Here is a 19,364-nt window from a genome sequence, read left to right as displayed (position 1 = left end):
CATGCGAGCGCTGCTCGTTAATCCCTGGGTTTACGATTTTAAGGCGTTTGATTTCTGGAACAAACCCATGGGGTTGCTGGCAGTCTCGAGCATCCTTAAAAGATACGGGTTTAAAGTCGATCTTATCGATTGCATGGACCGTCGCAGCCCCTTTTACAGCACGAATACGCGCACCGATGCTTATGGACGGGGAAAATATATCTGGGAAGAAATAGAAAAGCCGGATATCTTCAAACATATCCCCCGGCGGTACAAGCGATATGGCATGCCCTTAGACGTTTTTAATAAAATAGTGAGGGAAATAAAACAACCGGACGTGATCTTCGTGTCATCGGCGATGACCTACTGGTACCCGGGCGTGTTCCAAGCGATCCGGATACTGCGTGACACCTTTCCCAAAACCAAGGTCATTCTGGGTGGTATCTACGCCACGTTGTGCGAAGCCCATGCCGTTAAATGCTCGGGCGCAGACCGGGTCATCCCCGGCCCGGCGGAAAATTCTCTGCCGGCCTATCTGCGGTCCGAAGGATACATCACCGGGCAAGCGCAAGAAGGATCAACATGGGTGATGCCGGATTTCGACCTTTACCGTGGACTCAACTACGGGGTAGTCCTGCCGTCCCATGGATGCCCTTTAACCTGCAGTTATTGCGCGACATACTTCCTGTCACCTGGGTATCAAACCGCACCCTGGCAGGCGATCTGCGACCAGCTGGCCGGGTTCGCGACGAGAACTGATAATGTCGCGTTCTTCGACGATGCCCTGCTCTTCAACAAGGACTTTGCCGTAATCCTGATTAATATTATCGATCGCCGCATCGAACTGAACTTGCACAGTTCCAATGGGCTGCATTGCCGGTATGTCGACGACCGTATCGCGCACCTTATGTACCAGGCGGGTTTCAAGACCATTTACCTCAGCCTGGAATCCATTAATCCCAAAACCCAGAAAAACACGGGCGGCAAGGTTTACACCGACGAATTCGAACGCGCGGTGACGGTCTTTAGAAATGCCGGTTTTTCCAAAAGACCGATGCACGTTTATCTTCTGTACGGCCTGCCCGGTCAGGATCACAAAGAGATCGTCGAATCGATACATTACTGCCGCAAACTTGGGGTTCGGCCTCACTTGTGCGAGTTCACGCCTATCCCCCACACTGACGAATATGAAAAAACCGGATTCGGCGAAAATGCCGATCCCCTTTATCATAATAATTTTTTCTATACCTGGTACTGGCCGGAGGCGAAACCCGAGATATACCGCCTCCTTAAAAGGGAACTGAGTGAATAGGGGATGGGGGAATACCGAAGGAGTTAACTCGTAAGAGTTTCAAAAAGCCTTACGGCTTAAATCCCGGGGATTCGGGGATGTAGGACTTTGTGGATAGAGGGATACGGGGATAGAAAAAGCAGGGCTAAAGCCCTGCCCTACTTGATTTCAAAGAAAAACTATATATATTTACGCCATGAATTATTTTAACTTCCGTCGCGGCGATCTCTACTGCGAGAACATTCGGCTGCTTGACATTACGCAAAAACACGGCACGCCATTGTATGTTTATTCGTATAACACGATCGTCAAGCACTACGAGCACATTATCAGATCGTGGCAGCCGTTGAAGATCATTATTGCCTATTCAATGAAGGCCAATTCCAACCTGGCCATTATTTCCATTTTGCGAAAGCTGAACAGCTGGATAGATGCGGTGTCTCAGGGCGAGATCTTCCGCGCGACGAGCGCCGGTTTTAAGCCCGAGCGCATGATCTTTGGCGGCGTCGGCAAGTCCAGGGAAGAGATCGAACACAGCATCAAGGCCGGGATCTTCATGATCGTTGCCGATTCGGTCGATGAGTTAAAATTGATCGATAAACTCTCAAAAAAATACCGGCGGCGGACGAGGGTGAGCATCCGGGTAAATCCGGACATCGACGCAGTCACGCATCCTTATATCACCACGGCGGTCAGGGAAAGCAAATTCGGTATCCCCATCGCCAGGGCACCGTTTGTTTTCAAGTTCGCAAACACCCTCCCCTATCTCGAAGTCGCCGGCGTCCAGCAGCATATCGGCTCGCAAATCATCGCGCTCACGCCCTTCCTCGAAGGTCTGAGAAAATTAAAACGTCTGGTCATTGGCTTAAAACGGGCCGGTATTAAAATAAAGTACCTGGATATCGGCGGCGGCATCGGTATCAAGTATAAAAAAGAAACGCCGTTCACCCTGGAAGATTACGCGCAGACCATAACCCGTATTATCAAGGACCTTGACTGTACCGTCATCCTCGAACCAGGCCGGGTTATCGTCGGCAATACCGGTGTTTTGATCACCAAAGTGCTGTACGTCAAGAAAGGCATCAACAAGAATTTCGTTATCGTCGATGCCGGCATGAACGATCTTATCAGGCCATCCTTGTACGGCGCTTACCATGAGATCGTCCCCCTGAAAAAAACAAAGGGAAAGATGATGGCGGACATTGTGGGACCGGTGTGTGAGTCAGGGGATTTCTTCGCCAAGAACCGCCGTATCCCCAAATTAAAAAGCGGTGATCACCTGGCTGTTATGAGTGCCGGCGCCTATGGGTTCTCTATGGCATCCAATTATAATTCGCGGCTCAGACCGGCCGAGGTCCTGGTACGGGATCACCATATGTACCTGGTGAGGAAACGCGAATCTTACCCTGATCTTACCAGAGGCGAGATCAGTTACTGGTTCTGATCCCAAAGGGGATAATATGAGGATCGTTGTTAAGTTCGGAGGCACAAGTCTGGCTACGGCCCAGCACATAAAGAACGCGGCCCGAAAAATTGGATCGTTGAAAAAGAACGGCCATGAAGTCGCGGTCGTGGTTTCGGCGATGGGTAACCAGACCTCAGAGCTGATGAAACTGCTGCATTCAGTGAATGATAGAACAAAAGATATCACCCGCATCACTGAAGTTATCGGCATGGGTGAAGTGATCAGCGCAAGGCTTATGGCGTTAGCATTGAACGAGAGCGGCGCGCCAGCGCAGGCGATAACGCCTGATTCCGGCAACTGGCCAGTACACGCCCGGGTCGTCGGCAAAAAGACGATATCCGCGGATAAAATCAACCAGGAAGGGATCGCGATCATCGATATGACAAAAACCGCTGAAGCCTGCGTGAGACATCTGGTGCCGTTGCTGAAGAAGAAGATCATTCCGGTGGTCTGCGGGTTTCTTGCCCGGGATGAAAACAATGGACTAATCGCCATCGGCCGCGGCGGCAGCGATATCACCGCAACCCTGCTGGGGCGTTGTTTAAACGCGGATAAGGTCATTATCGCAACTGATGTGCCCGGCATTATGGCCGGTGATCCCCGGCTCGTAAAGGTCAATCAGCACCTTAGAGAGATAACGGTCAAGGAAATAGAATATCTATCGCGCGGTGGCGCGCGGATCATACACCCTTCAGCCCTGCTTTATAAGCTGCCATCCCAGAAGGTCATGATCGCGGACTACAGGAGCGTCGATATCAACAGCGGCGGCACCGAGATCGTCGGTTCAGTCGGCGCCAGCGTGGTGACAACCAGAGAGACCCTGGCGTTCATCACGGTCGTGGGCAGGAAATTCCTTGCGACCGCTGGCTTGGTCCAGAAGATTTCCAGGCGGCTAAGCGAAAGAAAAATTTCCATCTACGGAATATCGCTAAGCGAGAATTACATTGGACTATACGTGGCGGAAAAGTTCGCCGAACAGGCATATCATGACATCTACTCGATAACTCATGCGGAACCGCGGTTCCGCGCCGTTTCTATTAGAAAAGGTGTGAACCGGCTTTGCGTGACAAGTCAGAGTTTTATCGAGGAACCGGGCGTCATCGGCCGTATCGGCGATCTGCTGGCGTTGAATAATATAAACATCATAGAAATGAATACTATCCAGTCCGACATTACCATCTTCCTGAACAAATCAGACGCCAGGAAAGCTTCTGATCTTTTAAAGTCAGTTAAATTTTAGCCGGCCGGCTGCCTTGAGCACTTGCAGGGCGTCAACCGTCACGTACAAGTTCATTTTCTTTTTACTGGTTCCGCCCCAGTCCACGCATGATATGTTGCTCCCCACTGGTTTAACCGCAACCGAGTAGTATCTCGACTCTGCCGGGAACCCTCCGTCTGCAAGCCTTTTTGACTCCAGCAGGTCAAGGGCGTCACTGCACGCCGGGTGTTTGATAAAATCCGCCTCGGCCATCACTTTGAGCCCGAAAAGAATGTCATAATGCCAATAACATGGATAATGCAGGAGCAGAAAATTCTTGTCCATTATCGAGCCGTCTGCTGAACGTTTGAACAGATTCCTTTTCAGGAAGACACTCGCGGCTTTTTGAGCAGCCTGTTGCGTCTCTTTGCTGCCGGTGATATCCGAATGCAGGGCCAGCGCCCGAAGCGGGATCAGCGTCTCCATGAACGACGATTTTGAAGCTCCGGGTCTTCTGTCGCAATTCCAGCCGCCGTCAGGCCATTGCCACTTAAGCAGATTCGCGACCAACTGTTCTGAACGTCCGTCATCTAATCCCAGCTTGAGTATCGAATAGAGCGCATTGCCCTCCTGGGAACCGCACCGACGCGCCCGACCACGGATCACCGGAACGCTGTTTATATGGTTGTCGCATAGCCACGCTTCAAGTGTTTGGTCTCTCAGCGGCCGCAGTCTCTTATCACCTGGAGGATAATCAAGGTCGGCGAGGAGCGCCAAAGTCCAGTGACTGCCGATCCATTTTTTATAGGCGTGGAAAGGTATCTTTCCGCTCTTACCTCGGACCGACAGCAACGTTTTAACCAGCCCCGATCTTTTCATCTTCTCTTGCAATTCCCGGTTCTCAGGCGATAACGGGTCTTCTGCAAGCACCCGCGTACGTACCTTGAACGCGATAAAGGGGTTAGGGGATGATTTCAGTTCATTGATAACGTTGTTATATTTATACAACATATGTTCGTTATATTATTTTGTAGTCTTAGAAGAAACTCCCAGGGCAGAACTCGAATCCGCCACCTGATTGGATGCTGAGCCTGTCGAAGCACTCCCCGGGCAGGACTCGAACCTGCAACCCTCCGGTTACATTGGCCTCTGATTTTCACCAGAGAATGGACTATCTCATTTCCGATACCCAGCGTAGAGTATTACGGAATCGGGCGCTTCCCTTTTTATCTAAAAGGTACTTCCTTGCGGAATAGTCTCTGCACCTTCCCATGGTTTTATGCGAACCTTGGGCTTGGCTCAGGATTGCCATAGTTAGCGAACGATCCGCTAGCCTTAGGTTTCCCTGAATTCACCCGATTTTTCAATCCGACTTTCATCGGAAAGCTGCAAATTTTATTACAGCCGGATGCTCTACCATTGAGCTACCGAGGATGAGAATAGTATATATACAAGATCCCTAAAGTCAAGGGTTGCAGGTTCGAGTCCTGCCCGGGGAGTTTTATTTTACTCCCCCTCCTCCCCCTTTTAAAAGGGGGATTAGAGGGGGATTTGCATTCTCAGCGATTTCAGAATCGATACGAATATTATTTATTTGTTATGCTCGGCGTTGCCGCCCCACATATACCAGCCATCATCCTTGGCGTCGCCGGTGTTGATCCCGTAAAGCATTCCGTTATCGCAGGAGACGAACACCATGCCCATGGCAACGGCCGGCTGGAAACTGACCGGGCCGTCGACCTTTTCCTTCCATTCGGTCTTGCCGTTTGAGGCATTGATGCTGAAAACTTCGCCGTTTCCCGACCCCAGGAAAAGCTTGCCGTTGGCGAACGAAGGCGGGGAAAAGTATCTTCCGCCGACGCCTTCAGTGTTCTGATCATAGGTCTTTGACCATACTTTCTTACCGTTTTCTATATCCAGGCACTGGATCTCGTTGCCCATGGCATTGTATGATTGCTTGTCGCGCACGACCGGTCTTGATCCCTGGTAAGCCCAGCAGCCTACGACCGAACCCTGCCCCACGTTATTTTTTGCCTGGTCGATCTTGGCCGAACCGGGCGCGCTGCCAAACCCGACGCTGGCATCAAGTTCTGCCTGCACGCCGGTATTGGCGCTCTGCCTGCCGTACACGAGATACTCAGCCTCGCGCCTTGCCCATAAATCCTTTTGCTGCTGGTTTCCGTTCGCGTTGTCCAGCGTGGCGACTCCTTCATACTGTTTGGTCGAATCCTTGCTGATGTTCACCGCTTCCCTTAACGTCACGAAGATCCGTTCATCGTAAATGGTCGGCGCGCAGGTCGCGTTCTTCTGCTGCGACCAGATCAATTTTCCATTGTCTGTGGCGTACCGATAGACCGTGCCGTCAAAGCATGTTATGTACACGGATCCTTTATCAATGATCGGTGCCGATATCAGGTCACCGGCGATCTTGACGTCCCAGACTTCTTTGCCGCTGAAGAGCTTCATGCAGCCAAGGTGATGAGAACCATCAGAACCTGGATATGCCATGTATACGTTCTCATCGTCCAGGGCCGGCTGGCTCATCAACGGATCGCCCAGCCATTTTTCCCACACTTTTTCGCCGGTTTTTGCTTTGAGGACGTAAATGATGCATGATTCAGTATTGAACACTACGTATCCCTTCTTCACCACGGCCGCGGTCGGTCCATCATCGCCGGTCTTGAACATCCAGGCGACATGTCCGGTCTTGGCTTCAATAGCGTAGAATTCATAACTGCCGTACCCGCCGCCAACAAATACCAGGCCGTCATCATATGCGACTGTGGCAAGAGGACGGTTACCCGGGATCTGGATCTTCCAACCGCTCCGGCCAGATAGAAATTTAACTTTTTCCGGTTGCGGATAGGCTGAGACATCGTTATTGTTGTTATTGCTGTTATCATTTTTGACTTCCTGTTCAGTCTGCGATTCGTTGAGCATCGCCTTTTTTGGTATATCCTCGATCTGTGAAAACCCGATACATATCAACGCGATACCGATAAGAATAAAATAACGCTTCATATTGGCCTCCTTGATATATGATAATACAGCGCTTCCAGTAATGTATTCCATAGATCTTGAATAAAGTATAGTTAACACCTGGTAAGAGTCAACCCCGCTGATGTCTTGATATTACGGCAGTTTTGGATACAATAAAGGCGTTATGACATCAAGTTTAATAAATAATTGCATTCAGCGGGGATTTATATAAACATGGTGGTCTTTGCCTGGATCGGTTTTGTCTCCTCGTTAGTTCTCGTTATCATTATTGCCCGTAAAAACCTTCCTCTTGCGCTTTTGTGTGGTACGATCGTGCTTGGTCTTTTTACCCTACCGTTCGTAGAACTGGGGAAAGCAATGCTGGGACCATTCCTTGACCTATCCGTCCTCATCCTTGCGCTGGCGGTCGGTTTCATACCCATGATCGGCGGGGTCATGAAAGACAGCGGGCAGATGGATAACCTGGTAAATAACCTGAGGATCGGCAAGCGCGGCATCATGGCGCTTGCGCCCGCGCTTATGGGTTTGCTGCCCATGCCGGGCGGAGCTTTGTTCTCAGCCCCGGTCCTCGAGAAAGCTGGACAAGGGGTTGCTGATGATCTGAAAGTCACGATCAATATCTGGTTCCGACACCTTCTGATCCTGGTATATCCCCTGAGTTCCGACCTGATCGCGTCGGTCAAGATCGCCAACCAAAACCTTTACGTTACGATCGCGCATTTCGTGCCCGTTTTCATTATCGCCCTGATCCTCGGATATGTGTTTTTTATCAGAAAGATCCATGGTTCAATCGCCTATACGGGCGCTTTCTCCCTGAAAAACCTGCTCGTGCCTCTGGTGATAATCATGGTCGCTCCGGTCATTGATTTTACTTTCAAAATCATCCCCGTCTTTACGATCAAAGAAACCGCGACTCTGCTCGGTGTCATTGCCGCCTTTGTCCTCTCGCTGCTTTTGAATCCGGTCAAACTCGATCTCTCAAGGACTATCGTCAAAATGAAACCATGGAATTTTTCGCTCATTATTATTGGGCTCTTCATGTTCCTCAATGTCTTCAAAGCGTCCAAAGTCGCCCTGCTCATTGCGGCGATCCCCTTGTCGCCTCTGCTCTTGTGCGTAATCGCGGGCTTCATCGTCGGCGTCGCCACGGGCCGGGTCCTGCTGCCGGCATCGGTTATTTTCCCGATCTACCTTTCCACCCGGACATTCACGCCGGTGACCTTTGCGATAATCTACGTGAGTATATACTTCGGTTATGTCCTGTCGCCGGTCCATCCGTGCGTTGCCATGACCTGCGAGTACTTCAAATCCCCGGTAAAAAATATGATCCGGCGGCTGGCTTTGCCCACCGGCATCATAATGATATTAATTCTTGTCTTAACCTTGTTATTGAGATGACGGGAATTATTCCTGGACCAGCCGCCGCAGCCGGTTCAGGAGCGAATCTCCTTCAGGCTGAGGCAGCGTGTTCTTTAATAACAGCGCTTCCTTTTCCAGGTATACATTAAGGTCTTGTTTAGCTAAATAGCTGGTGTAAGACTTTGGATAACGGTAAATGATATCCACGATCAGTATGATTTGCGCCGGCTGCACGCGCCAGAAACCGTCCCAGAGTCTTGCGGTTGAATCAAGGACCGCGTCCTTGATGAAATAGTTTATTTTGGTATCGACCGACCCCTTGGGCGCGTAAATGACCTGTTTGTACATATTGTAAAGCTCCTTGACCTTATCTTCTGAAAACGAATTTTTGATCGACTGCTGGAGGACGTTCAGCTCGGCAAGCCATATTTCTGGATTAGCCAATTCCAGCGTAAATTCAAGAGGTATTAATACCCATGATTTAACCGGTTTGTCACCGTGAATCCCCGGCGAGAAAACGAACGACCTCGCCGTATAGATGGCTGCGGAATCCAGCAGATTGTATCCCGAAGTTCTGGCGATCTTGGCATCAAGGCTCCTGCCCGACTCGTCGACCAGCACGCCGACCACGACCTTGCCTTCAAGACCGAGCCGGCGCGCCTCATCAGGATAGTAAAGTATGTAATCCAGCAGCACCGGCACGAAAATATCGCTTTTCTTGGGGCACGCCAGCAAAAGCAGAACCATGCTCACTAAGATCAATCTAGTCTTTATCATCATCTCGCTGGGATATTGTACTGATTTACAATATCGTGTCAATAATCCCTGGTCCTGAGTCCTCTCCACATTTCATCTTGACACTAAACACATGTCCTCCCCGTGGTTGCTTTTTAATATATTTCACCCTCCCCTCAGTCCCCTCTCCCTTACGGCACACCAGTTAACCCTCACCCCTACCCTCTCCCTTTCTAAGGGAGAGGAATAAGGTGAGGGTTTAGTCTTTAAGGTTGCCATCAAGGGAGGGAAATTATCAGAGGATTATGGAATTATTAAAGGAAAGAACTTAACATCCGGTCACCAAGTGATCACAAGGTCGGTATCCGGAAAGAATTGCTTTCGTACGATCGTAAAAACGTTATTATTACCGCATACCATTTTTTTTGCTACCGGATAATTTATTTTTAAGTACCGATCACGGGGCGCCGTGATCATGAATTTCGCTTCCTTTATCGGCCTTTTCCACTCCCGGGTGGTCGTGGTTATGTAACGGAAACGTCCTGTTTCATTATAATACAGTTTTTATAGATGTCAAGGTACGACCGTTAACGGGGTTGACACCTTAATGTTTATAATTATAATCTATTTTCTTTACGATACCCAATTATGTTTAAAAAATAAACATAATAATCCGTCAATGGGTTGACGGGAGGTTTAAAATGATCGATCTGAAAAATAGTGACCCGCAGTTTAAGTGGGAAATTTCAAGACTGGAAAGCGGCGAGGCGCTGCTCAAGTGCTTTGGATGCAGCGACTGCTCGGCCAGCTGCCCGGTCCGTTATTTTGACGAAAGGTACAACCCGCGGAAGATAATCCGGCTGACCCTGCTGGGTATGAAAAATGAGGTTCTGTCATCCCCGTTCTTGTGGTTGTGCGCGCACTGTCACGCGTGCACTGAGCGCTGCCCCCAGGGCATCAAGGTCGCCGAGCTCATCAACACCATCAAGAACTACGCGGTCACAAACGGATTCTGTCCCGACGGATTGAAAGTACAGTTAAAACTGCTCCGGGACCTCGGCCGGCTGTATGAACTCGAAGATTTTGACCTTAAAAAACGCCGGCGTCTGGGCTTGCCGGCGCTCAATAAAAAGATCCCGGACGTCGCGAAGATCCTGGAAAGCACGGGACTGCTCAAGAGAGTTACGCCATGAAAACAAAAAAATACGCGCTGTTCCTCGGCTGCACCGTGCCGGTCAGAGCTCAGCACTATGAATTGGCGGCTCGCGGTGTTGCCCAAGAACTGGGGATAGAACTCACCGATATCACTGACGGCTCGTGCTGCGGTTTTCCCTTGAAAGCGCTGGACGCTGAGACATCGCTCCTCATGGCTGCTCGTGACGTCGGCCTGGCTAGCGCCATGAACTGCGATGCCGTGACCCTCTGTAATTCATGCACGGCCATGCTTTCCGACGCCCAGATGCAGCTTGAGTCCGGGTCGCAGCATTTTTTCAACGCCTACAAATCTTTAGGCTTTTCATACCCTAACAAAGTGAAAGTCCGCCATTTCGTGCGCATGCTTTATGAAGACCTCGGTATCGATGCCATTGCCAGGGCGGTAAAAAAACCGTTGAAGAACGTAAGGATACTGACCCATTATGGGTGCCACTACCTGAGACCATCTTACCTGCATGCCTTTGACAATCCTGAGAACCCGCACACGCTGGACGAACTGGTCTCGGCGACCGGCGCGACTGCGATCGACTACCATGATAAGAAAATGTGCTGCGGCGGTTCGGTGCTCGGCGTTGATGAAAAACTGGCAGTGAAGATGGCAAATCATAAACTGGCGATCGCCAAGCAGGAAAGCGCCGATGCCATCATATCGATCTGCCCGTTCTGCACGGTCATGTACGAAGACAACCAGCGGAAAGCAGAAGCCAAGTTCAACGAAGTCTACAATCTCCCCGTTCTCTACTATCCCCAGCTCCTCGGTCTGGCACTGGGATTGTCCCCGGATGCGGTCGGATTGAAATTCAACCGCATTAAGGCTGACCGGGTGATCGAAAAGACCGCTTAAAAGGGGGTTGCCATGAGAGTCATCGCATGCCGGTGTAACGGGTTGATCAACATGCCTGATCCGGACCTGGGTCAGGATATCCGGATCGAATGGGTTGACAATATCTGCACCTTGAGGCCGACCATTGCCGAGTCTGAAAAGGTCGTCATTGCCGGCTGCAGCCCCGCGATCATGGAAGGGCTCTTTCCCGGGGTCGATGCGGAATTCGTGAACCTTAAGGAACACGTTATCCTCCAAAATCACCCGGTATCCAAGGCTCATGCTCTTCTACAGGCCGCGGTCCAGAAAACCGGGGCGTCGGCACTGTTGAAGAACAAGATCTTTCCAGTCCGGCATAAGCATGTCGTGATCATCGGGGGCGGTGTCGCCGGTATCGAGACGGCGCGGATCCTTGCCAACACCGGGATCAAGGTCACGGTGGTCGAAAAAGGCGCGTTCCTGGGCGGTACCGTCGCAAAACTTGACCGCCTTTATCCGGGAGGAACGCCGTACAGCCATACCGTAGTGCCGTTGATAAACACCATTCTCCAGAACAGCAACGTGAACATCATGCTGAACACGACGCTTGATAATTCTACCGGATCTCCGGGTGATTACACGTTGAAATTGACACAGGCATCGCGCGGTGTGATCGAATGTACCGAGTGCGGGAAATGCATCGATGTCTGCCCCGTCACGGTCAACGACGAAGGAAGATCAAGGAAGGCGGTCTATTACGCGCAGACGTACCCGGCGACCTATGCGATCGATTTCACGGCGTGCAACAAATGCGGGGAGTGCGTTAAAGTGTGCCCGGGAAAGATCGCCCTCGACGACAAGCCCAGGGAGCACGAGTTGAAGGCGGGTGCGCTGATAGTGGCAACGGGGCTTACGTCCTATGACGTCGCAAAAGTTGAAGAGTACGGATATGGCCGGCTTAGCGGCGTTATGAATACCCTTGAGTTCGAAAGGGCGATTTCAAGCGGCACGCTGCATCCCAAAAAAGTTGTTCTCATCTGCTGCGCCGGATCCCGCGACACAAAGCACCTGCCCTATTGCTCGAAAGTATGCTGCTTTCTTGCCCTCAAAGAAGCCAAGCTCGTAAAGGACCGCTATCCGGAAACCATGGTCTATGTCGTAGCCATGGACATGCGCAGTTACGGAAATTTCGAATATTTCTACAATAAGCTAAGGGAAGAAGGCATCTCTTTCATCAAAGGCAAACCATCCGAAGTATTCAGGAACAATGGCAGTCTCGTCGTCCGGACCGAAGACCTGTATACCGACGAACTGCTTGATATCGAAGCGGATACTGTGGTCCTGAGTAACGGTTTTGTACCAGACCAGGGAACTTTCGGAAAATTGGCCATCCGGCTGGACAATGATTTCCCGGTACTTCTGCAAAATAGCGATCTGGGGAACCCGGAACTGCCACGCGGGATCTTTTCCGCGGGGTCTGCAACCTTCCCCGGCGGCGTAACGGAAACACTCATTGATGCCCGCAAGGCAGCGTGCTCAGCACTTGGTTTTATCAGCAAGAATACGGTGCAAACACGGCAGGCAATGGCGCAGGTAAACTCTGAATCCTGCAGTACATGCCGTCTTTGCATCGGCACGTGTCCGTACAACGCGCTGTCCCTGGTCGAGGAAAAGATCAAGGTTCGGGAAGACCTGTGCATGGGCTGCGGGATCTGCTCGGCCACCTGTCCTTCGTCATCTAGCCAGCTGGAAAATTTCAATCCCGCGGGGGTGATCGCCTATATCAAAGCGCTGGTCAAACCCGGCGATATCCTTGCCATGCTGTGCCGGTGGTCTGCGTACAACGCGACCGATGCCGCTGCGTATGAACGGATCAGCTATCCGGAAAACGTGAAAATAATGCGCATCCCGTGCACTGGAGCGGTCGACCCGTCATGGGTCATACACGCCCTTGATCGCGGCGCCAAGGGCGTGCTCATCGGCGGCTGTTACCCTGATGCCTGTCACTATGCCAAAGGGAATTTCCGGGCGGTCGCGCGTGACCGCATGCTGAAGATAGTGCTTGATATGCTTGGTTATGATCGCCGGAAGATCAGGCTGGAATGGATCGGGAAGGACGAAGCCAAAAAATTCGCTGCCATTGTACAGGGAATGAACGATTAACGCAGACGGCGCAGCGGACGTAGACCAATCTCTCATTGCCCGGGCACTGGAGCATGACGAGACCGCGTGTCAGAAGATCCTCGACCTTTATAAGAACCGCGTGTTCAGCTTTGTATACCGTCTGGTCAAACACTATGATGACGCCGAAGAAATAACGCTTGATACGTTCGTGCGGTGTTTCAGATCGCTGGCAAAATACGACGTCTCCAGGCCTTTCACCACCTGGCTGTTCGCGATCGCCCATAACCTAGCGGTGGACCACCTGCGTAAGATAAAGATCCATTATGAACTTGATGAATCGATGATGCCTAACCCGATGCAAGACGATCTTGCTGGAAAATACGAAAAAAAACACAAAATGGAAAAAATCGAGATCGCCCTGTCCCGGTTGTCGCCAGCCGACCGGGAATTAGTTATATTATTCCACCGGGAAGAAAGATCTTACCGGGAGATCAGCGAGATCGTCAAAATGCCGGTGACCACGATAAAAGTACGGCTATATCGGGCAAGGAAAAAACTGGCGGAGACGGTGAGAAAAAAAGAACTTTAGGGGTTGTGGGGATAAGGGGATATAAAAAAATATAAAGATACTACCGTAAAAGCAGGACTTTGTCCATCAGTTTTTGCCTATCAATTTCCAACTTTATGAAATAAACACCGGCGGGGACCGGACGACCCGTATCATCTGAACCAGACCAGATGATCTGATTAAATGGTTGAATTCCGCCAAACTGTTTGGCGGATAAACGGCTAAATTGCTTCACCAATCGACCAGTCGCGTCATAGATCTTCAGGCATGGGAACTCCCCCTTTTGTCCCCCTTTAGTAAAGGGGGATAGAGGGGGATTTGGAATTTGAAATTTAATCGTCAGTTTTCTGGTAAAAGGATTGGGGTAAGCTTCCAGCCTGCCGTTGTCGACCTGGTGATCATCGCTCTCCGCAATTGCCAGCGGCCGCATTTTAACGTTCAGCACCGTGGGGATGCCAGGCTGCACAACTACGTTCCCAAAGGTCATTGATACATAACCGCTTTCAATAAAATGAACCGTGTACGTGCCGGCGTTTACGAGCTTGCGGTAGCGCCCGAACGTCGAATCGCTCAAGCGCGGAGGCAGTGTCGAGTCGTAATAAGATTCGATTCTGAATTCCGCCGCCAGCGGCTGGCCGGTCACGGAATCGGTGATCAATCCGGTTATGCCCGACCCGAGCACACGTTCCATCAGGTAGTATGCGCCAGGCATGTTCCGCATGCAAATGCTGTCGACCTTGTTACCGGGCGGATAGCAGGTGCGGCTGACTTCGATCGTATAGGCGTAGGTGCCGCATACGCCATAGAGCCAGTTGCGCGCGGTTCCCTCGTTGGCATAGCCGTATATTGGCACATACGTATTGGTGCCGGCGTCATTGATGATCTTCGCCGCCAGCGTGTCTACGATCTTCTTTATGAACGGGTAGTCCTTGCAGAACCCGACTCCCCATCGCCATGGGTAATATGCCAGTTCCCCCTCACCCGTGCGCACGTTGTGATAACAGATGTCAAAAACAAAATGGTTCTGCCGCGCCAGGTCCCTGATGCCGCGTGTTTCATTTTCCGAGAACGGCGAAGGTCCGCGGTAATTTTCCGATGATGGATCCGATGTTCCGCCCGAATCCCAGCAGAAATCGTAATTGCGGTTGAGATCAACGCCGTCCGAATCCAGGTCAAAAGATCCGTTGTTGTTATTGTCCCGTTTATTCTTCCGCCAGATGGAGTCAAGACCGGACATGACGATACCTTTTCCCTCAGGATTGAGCATGGGTACAATAAAGATCTCGGTTTCGTCTATCCATCGGTGTATAAGGGTGTCAGACGCATAGCGCGCCAAAAGGTCATTGATCAAGTATAGCGCCACCTCGCCGCCCAGCAGTTCTTCACCATGGTGCTGGCCGTTGTACAACAGTGCCGGTTCATCATCATCCGATGTGGGATTATCAGAGATTTTGATGACCGGTATGGCAAGGCTGTCGCGCGTCGATAAACATAGCGTGTCCAGCGCGGATATGGAGGGGTAAGTCAGCGCCAGCGAATCAAGTTCAGCCCAGACTTCATCATACGTATGGTATCGCGGATCTATCGGTCCGACCAAACTCACCATAAACGCAAAACGCGCCAGCAATCCGATTATTTGGATCATGGGTTTTGGTCCATATTGAAATCTATATAATTAAATGATAATGTCAAGTTAGTGCAGTAGTACTGCCTGGCGTACGACCTTCACCAATCCGGCCCGAATTCTGTTTTTGATTTGTCCCGATAAATATCGGGATCCACGAACCGCCGGAAGGCCTGCCCCGTAGTTCGTAGAACGACGGGGAACGCCCCGCGTTTTGATAAGAAATACGGGATTACCTTAGAAAAATTGTTTTTTCCGTGCATTTCTCCTCGGCCGCATCCAGTTGGATAAAATACACGCCCGCGGGGACACGACGGCCCATGTCATCTGAACCATCCCAGATGACATTAGCAGGTAGGATGGAGTAGGTGGCAGGTAGTTTGAACGACTTTACTAACCTGCCCGCGGCGTCAAAGATCTTGATGTAGGGCAAACCTTCAGGTTTGCTTGTCTTCCCTACGGAATTCTGCTGCTTACTACTTACTACATATTTAATTACTATCCGTCCAAAGGACGGATTCGGCGCCGCCGATAGCATCGTCCGACCAGTCCCGATGATCCCCAGCTCCTCCACCCCGCTCTCATTATGGATGAACAACGTGAAATACCCGTCCGCCTCGTACGACCCGCCGTTACAGACAAAATGAACCACGCAACCCACCACCGTATCCACCGGATTGGCCGCGATCGTGATCTCGAACGGATCCGTCATATTGCCCGCGGCACCACCGGCCGCGATATCCCCAAAACCCGCCACCGAATCAACCGGCACCACGCTCGATGACGCCGTCCGGATCGTACCCGCTACGCTCCCGGCCAGCGTATCCCCGCCGTTCGCCACGGTCAACGCCACCTGCACCGTCTCGCCGGGCTCCAGCACCCCGTCACCATCACCGCCCAGTGAATCCCCGGTCATATGCCCGGTCAGATGCAGCCACGGCTCATGAGCGCCATCGACCGGCGGCTTCGTCGTCACCAACAGGGCACGGCCGTTCTGAAGCGCTGCCGCGTTGATATCATAACTGTAATTATACACATACTGCAGTCCGCGCGTCTCGGTCTCATCCTCAATGCCGACCGTGCTGCTGATCACATCGGATACGGTTTTGTATAAAATAAGAAATTCGCCGTCGCCTGTCGGTGTCGGGTAATACGCCGGGTCGCGCAGGATTATCTGGAATGTCTCCCAGGGATGTGAACCATATCCCAGCGCCACCTGATAGAATTCCAGGATCCACCGGTGGTTCGTCGCGTTGTAATACTGATAGATGTCGCCATGCCCATTGTCATCAAACCCGGGATTGAGATCGTCCCAAAAAGGAGCGGCGAAACATCTCGCCCTGCCGGCCTGCGGGATGGGATCATTATTGCTGTACGGATAGTTCGCGATCCCTAATTCAACGACACCGTTTGACGATATGCCAATCAGGTTGTAATTGATGCCATAAAATTTGAATGTAAACGGCAGCGGCTTGGTCACGGTGTCCGCGTCCTCATCGGTGATCTCGGGGATAATGCTGCCCGGTCCTCCGGCTGGAGGTGCGATCTCTAACCAGTTGTATACGGGCGCATTGCCACTCGATGCATCCGTGTCATCATAGATGTAATAACCGTAAGCATCTGGACCCGAGCCGCCGCCATTATTGGCTGCGCTCGCGGTCATGACCATGAAGTTGCCGGTCCACGTATCGCCATCGGCATCCTGCATTAAAAGATCAAAACCGATGATATGCGCCTGGCTGCTGCTTGAAACACTGAAGATGAACGGGTTAAGACCAGTAGCAAGAGCACCTGCCGCAATGCTGCCAAAATACGCCACACTGTCGCTAAAATAGATCAAACTGTCATCCGTCCGCAAAATGGCTTTTACACCAACCGCGTTAACAGTACTGATGTTATGTATTGTTGCCAGAAGAATTATGGTCTCGCCGGGATCCACTACGCCGTCATCGTCACCAAGCGAATCCTCAATAACCCGGTCATGATACACGAGAAAAACCTCCCCGTTATTGACCGCTATTATTCCTTCATAAGGCTTTAAGTTCCTTCCCGATACCGTGATATCCATGGATCCCGCAAAAGGCGCGCTGCAGATGAAACTCATCTCGCCGTTCGAGTCGGTATAACCTGTCTGGTAGATGATCGTGTCAAATACAATACAGACGTAAGCTGATTCGACCGGATTGCTCTGGTATTGAACAGAAACATTGATCGTATCCATGACTCCGGCCGTTATTGCGGGATCATGGGTGACCGTGATCGCCCTGGGTTTATCGGTCCAGATGTTCATTGCCGGGTCGCCGATGGTCGTAAAACCGTTGTATTCTGAGACTGAGCCGTAAGTCTGATAAACGCGAAGCCGGCCATCCTCACAAGCCTGGCCGAACGTCAGGTCTTTGTTCACGAAAAGGCCGTCAAAGAAGCCCTTGGCAACGGCGCTCCTTAAATACGCCATGCCGAGGCCATGGGTGGTCGTGGCGAAATATCCGGCTGCTCCTCTTAGCGTGGCGGGTGTGCCGGTCAAGAACCATTTTTCAGCCTGCGTTGCCGTGGGACCCGTGCCCAGCGTGTTGCAGGTCAGCGAGAGGACGATCGGCAGTTTTTCGCCGTTGTTCAATACATCCCAGTTGCCGTTGAAAGGTTCGTACCAATTATTGGTGCCGCTACCGCGATACATGACAATACCAAGACCCTGATTGGTTAAATTGCACACCGAAGAGTATGTATCACCCTGATTGCGCGACAGAGTATCAATGCGCACATAGCCATTGGCGTACAGGTATCCGGCTGCGTATTCGGTATCATCCCAGTATATTGAATCGTCGCCGCTGCCATCATTGTCCTCACGCACGATCAAACACGCCTTTTTAAACCAAAGCGAGTCGCCCATCTCCGGCGATCGGTCGTAGGCGAGCATTTTGGTGACGACGGTCTGAGCTTCAAGCGTATTATGAACGGTCAGCCGTCCTGACAGGATTTCGTTATAAACATCGCCGTCCATGTCCGTGTAATAGTTATCCGTATATGTTCCATTGACCAGAGGGAAAGGCAGGTAATTGGGTGCGCCTACTAGCAGCACATACTCGGGAGGAGTTTGCCAGTTATTATAGGCGTTCAAAACATAAGCGCGGATGTCATCCGCGGTCGAGCCTATTTGAGACAGTTTCGCGATCCTCGTCCTCAAACCCTTCTTGTGCTTCCACTGGGCCAACGGCAGGATCGCGTCATAGTAATTATCGTGCGTGATGATCAGGTACTTGGCGCCAACGTCTTGCGCAAATAACGAAGCGCAGACCAAAGCAATCAAGATAAAAATATATTGTCTCATCTTTGGGATCACTTTAGCAGTATAGCTTTGCGTACGACTTTCTCCAATTCGGCTCAAATTCTATTTATGATTTGTCCCGATAAATATCGGGATCCACGAACCGTCGAAATGCCTGCCCCGTAGTGCGTAGAACAACGGGGAACGTCCCGTGTTTCGATAAGAAACACGGGATTACCTTAAAAGAATGATCTTTTCCGTGCATTTCTCCTCGCCCGTATCCAGTTGTATAAAATATACGCCCGCGGGCACAGAGCTGCCGATTTCATCGGTGCCGGACCATGTGATTTGGTTAAATGGTTGAATTCCGCCATGCTGATTGGCGGATAAATGGTTAAATTGTTTTATCAACCTGCCGGTTATATCGTAAATGTTTATTGAAATTTGAGATTTGGAATTTGTTTGGTCCGCCATACTGTGTGGCGGATTGGTGCTTGGAATTTGGAATTTCACCGTAAGGTTTCTGGTAAACGGATTCGGCAATACTGATAACATCATCCGTTTATCGGCGACCTGCCCCAGCTCCTCCACCCCGCTCTCATTATGGATGAATAACGTGAAATACCCGTCCGCCTCGTACGACCCGCCGTTACAGACAAAATGAACCACGCAACCCACCACCGTATCCACCGGATTGGCCGCGATCGTGATCTCGAACGGATCCGTCATATTGCCCGCG

The 19,364-nt window shown here is 51.1% G+C and carries 14 protein-coding genes; 8 read left to right on the top strand and 6 right to left on the bottom strand.

From position 1 onward, the window contains the following. Position 1: 1 nt before the first annotated feature. The 3 genes from VF399_12580 (at position 2) to VF399_12570 (ending at position 3,975) form a co-directional block, all read left to right on the top strand. Positions 2-1,291: a radical SAM protein gene (locus VF399_12580; GenBank protein HEX7321176.1), complete on the top strand. Its 1,290-nt coding sequence runs from the start codon at positions 2-4 to the stop codon at positions 1,289-1,291. A 175-nt stretch (positions 1,292-1,466) separates the two neighbouring features. Then, positions 1,467-2,714 carry a diaminopimelate decarboxylase gene (gene lysA / locus VF399_12575; GenBank protein HEX7321175.1) on the top strand — a complete coding sequence of 416 codons (1,248 nt, stop codon included), beginning with the start codon at positions 1,467-1,469 and terminating at the stop codon, positions 2,712-2,714. A gap of 16 nt (positions 2,715-2,730) precedes the next feature. Further along, positions 2,731-3,975 carry a hypothetical protein gene (locus tag VF399_12570; protein ID HEX7321174.1) on the top strand — a complete coding sequence of 415 codons (1,245 nt, stop codon included), beginning with the start codon at positions 2,731-2,733 and terminating at the stop codon, positions 3,973-3,975. On the opposite strand, the gene VF399_12565 is transcribed toward VF399_12570, so the two are convergent. Both VF399_12565 and VF399_12560 read right to left on the bottom strand, forming a co-directional pair. Next, entirely contained in the window at positions 3,961-4,944 is a 984-nt protein-coding gene (locus VF399_12565) for a hypothetical protein (GenBank protein ID HEX7321173.1), read from the bottom strand. The two genes, VF399_12570 and VF399_12565, sit on opposite strands and share 15 nt — an antisense overlap. A gap of 579 nt (positions 4,945-5,523) precedes the next feature. Then, entirely contained in the window at positions 5,524-6,954 is a 1,431-nt protein-coding gene (locus tag VF399_12560) for a PQQ-binding-like beta-propeller repeat protein (protein ID HEX7321172.1), read from the bottom strand. A gap of 192 nt (positions 6,955-7,146) precedes the next feature. Between VF399_12560 and VF399_12555 the strand changes: the two genes are divergently transcribed. Continuing rightward, positions 7,147-8,331: a DUF401 family protein gene (locus VF399_12555; GenBank protein ID HEX7321171.1), complete on the top strand. Its 1,185-nt coding sequence runs from the start codon at positions 7,147-7,149 to the stop codon at positions 8,329-8,331. Positions 8,332-8,337: 6 nt separating this feature from the next. Here the strand turns inward: VF399_12555 and VF399_12550 are convergent, their stop codons facing one another. After that, positions 8,338-9,039: an energy transducer TonB gene (locus tag VF399_12550; GenBank protein HEX7321170.1), complete on the bottom strand. Its 702-nt coding sequence runs from the start codon at positions 9,037-9,039 to the stop codon at positions 8,338-8,340. A gap of 689 nt (positions 9,040-9,728) precedes the next feature. Here VF399_12550 and VF399_12545 point away from each other — a divergent pair. From VF399_12545 to VF399_12530, 4 genes are read left to right on the top strand one after another with little or no spacing between them, the layout of a single operon-like run. Beyond that, the gene (locus tag VF399_12545; GenBank protein ID HEX7321169.1) at positions 9,729-10,220 is read left to right on the top strand and encodes a 4Fe-4S dicluster domain-containing protein; all 492 of its coding nucleotides are present in this window, start codon (positions 9,729-9,731) and stop codon (positions 10,218-10,220) included. Then, entirely contained in the window at positions 10,217-11,086 is an 870-nt protein-coding gene (locus VF399_12540; GenBank protein HEX7321168.1) for a CoB--CoM heterodisulfide reductase iron-sulfur subunit B family protein, read from the top strand. The genes VF399_12545 and VF399_12540 overlap by 4 nt, the downstream gene beginning before the upstream one ends. Positions 11,087-11,098: 12 nt before the next feature. Next, the gene (locus tag VF399_12535; GenBank protein HEX7321167.1) at positions 11,099-13,207 is read left to right on the top strand and encodes an FAD-dependent oxidoreductase; all 2,109 of its coding nucleotides are present in this window, start codon (positions 11,099-11,101) and stop codon (positions 13,205-13,207) included. Beyond that, positions 13,203-13,757 carry an RNA polymerase sigma factor gene (locus VF399_12530; GenBank protein HEX7321166.1) on the top strand — a complete coding sequence of 185 codons (555 nt, stop codon included), beginning with the start codon at positions 13,203-13,205 and terminating at the stop codon, positions 13,755-13,757. Before VF399_12535 ends, VF399_12530 begins: the two co-directional genes overlap by 5 nt. A gap of 40 nt (positions 13,758-13,797) precedes the next feature. Here VF399_12530 and VF399_12525 read toward each other — a convergent pair whose 3' ends face one another. The 3 genes from VF399_12525 to VF399_12515 all read right to left on the bottom strand — a co-directional run. Further along, positions 13,798-15,381, bottom strand: a complete 1,584-nt coding sequence (locus tag VF399_12525) for a M14 family zinc carboxypeptidase (protein HEX7321165.1) — start codon at positions 15,379-15,381, stop codon at positions 13,798-13,800. A 211-nt stretch (positions 15,382-15,592) separates the two neighbouring features. Then, the gene (locus VF399_12520) at positions 15,593-18,688 is read right to left on the bottom strand and encodes a C25 family cysteine peptidase (GenBank protein HEX7321164.1); all 3,096 of its coding nucleotides are present in this window, start codon (positions 18,686-18,688) and stop codon (positions 15,593-15,595) included. Between the two features lie 171 nt (positions 18,689-18,859). Continuing rightward, positions 18,860-19,364: T9SS type A sorting domain-containing protein (locus VF399_12515; GenBank protein HEX7321163.1), on the bottom strand; the 505-nt coding region annotated here is incomplete at its 5' end.

This window comes from bacterium, assembly GCA_036382775.1.
Classification (GTDB): Bacteria; Hydrothermota; Tepidihabitantia; order SM23-42; family JAOAFX01; genus DASVHD01.
The sequence above is the reverse complement of the archived record's forward strand: the minus strand, read 5'-3'. Positions and strand labels throughout refer to the sequence as shown.

Bases quoted from the DNA above. Each gene is read 5' to 3' on its own strand.
- VF399_12535 (HEX7321167.1), top strand. From the start codon at position 11,099: ATGAGAGTCATCGCATGCCGGTGTAACGGGTTGATCAACATGCCTGAT.
- VF399_12550 (HEX7321170.1), bottom strand. From the start codon at position 9,039: ATGGTTCTGCTTTTGCTGGCGTGCCCCAAGAAAAGCGATATTTTCGTG.
- VF399_12525 (HEX7321165.1), bottom strand. From the start codon at position 15,381: ATGATCCAAATAATCGGATTGCTGGCGCGTTTTGCGTTTATGGTGAGT.
- lysA (HEX7321175.1), top strand. From the start codon at position 1,467: ATGAATTATTTTAACTTCCGTCGCGGCGATCTCTACTGCGAGAACATT.
- VF399_12520 (HEX7321164.1), bottom strand. From the start codon at position 18,688: ATGAGACAATATATTTTTATCTTGATTGCTTTGGTCTGCGCTTCGTTA.
- VF399_12565 (HEX7321173.1), bottom strand. From the start codon at position 4,944: ATGTTGTATAAATATAACAACGTTATCAATGAACTGAAATCATCCCCT.
- VF399_12570 (HEX7321174.1), top strand. From the start codon at position 2,731: ATGAGGATCGTTGTTAAGTTCGGAGGCACAAGTCTGGCTACGGCCCAG.
- VF399_12545 (HEX7321169.1), top strand. From the start codon at position 9,729: ATGATCGATCTGAAAAATAGTGACCCGCAGTTTAAGTGGGAAATTTCA.
- VF399_12555 (HEX7321171.1), top strand. From the start codon at position 7,147: ATGGTGGTCTTTGCCTGGATCGGTTTTGTCTCCTCGTTAGTTCTCGTT.
- VF399_12560 (HEX7321172.1), bottom strand. From the start codon at position 6,954: ATGAAGCGTTATTTTATTCTTATCGGTATCGCGTTGATATGTATCGGG.
- VF399_12540 (HEX7321168.1), top strand. From the start codon at position 10,217: ATGAAAACAAAAAAATACGCGCTGTTCCTCGGCTGCACCGTGCCGGTC.
- VF399_12580 (HEX7321176.1), top strand. From the start codon at position 2: ATGCGAGCGCTGCTCGTTAATCCCTGGGTTTACGATTTTAAGGCGTTT.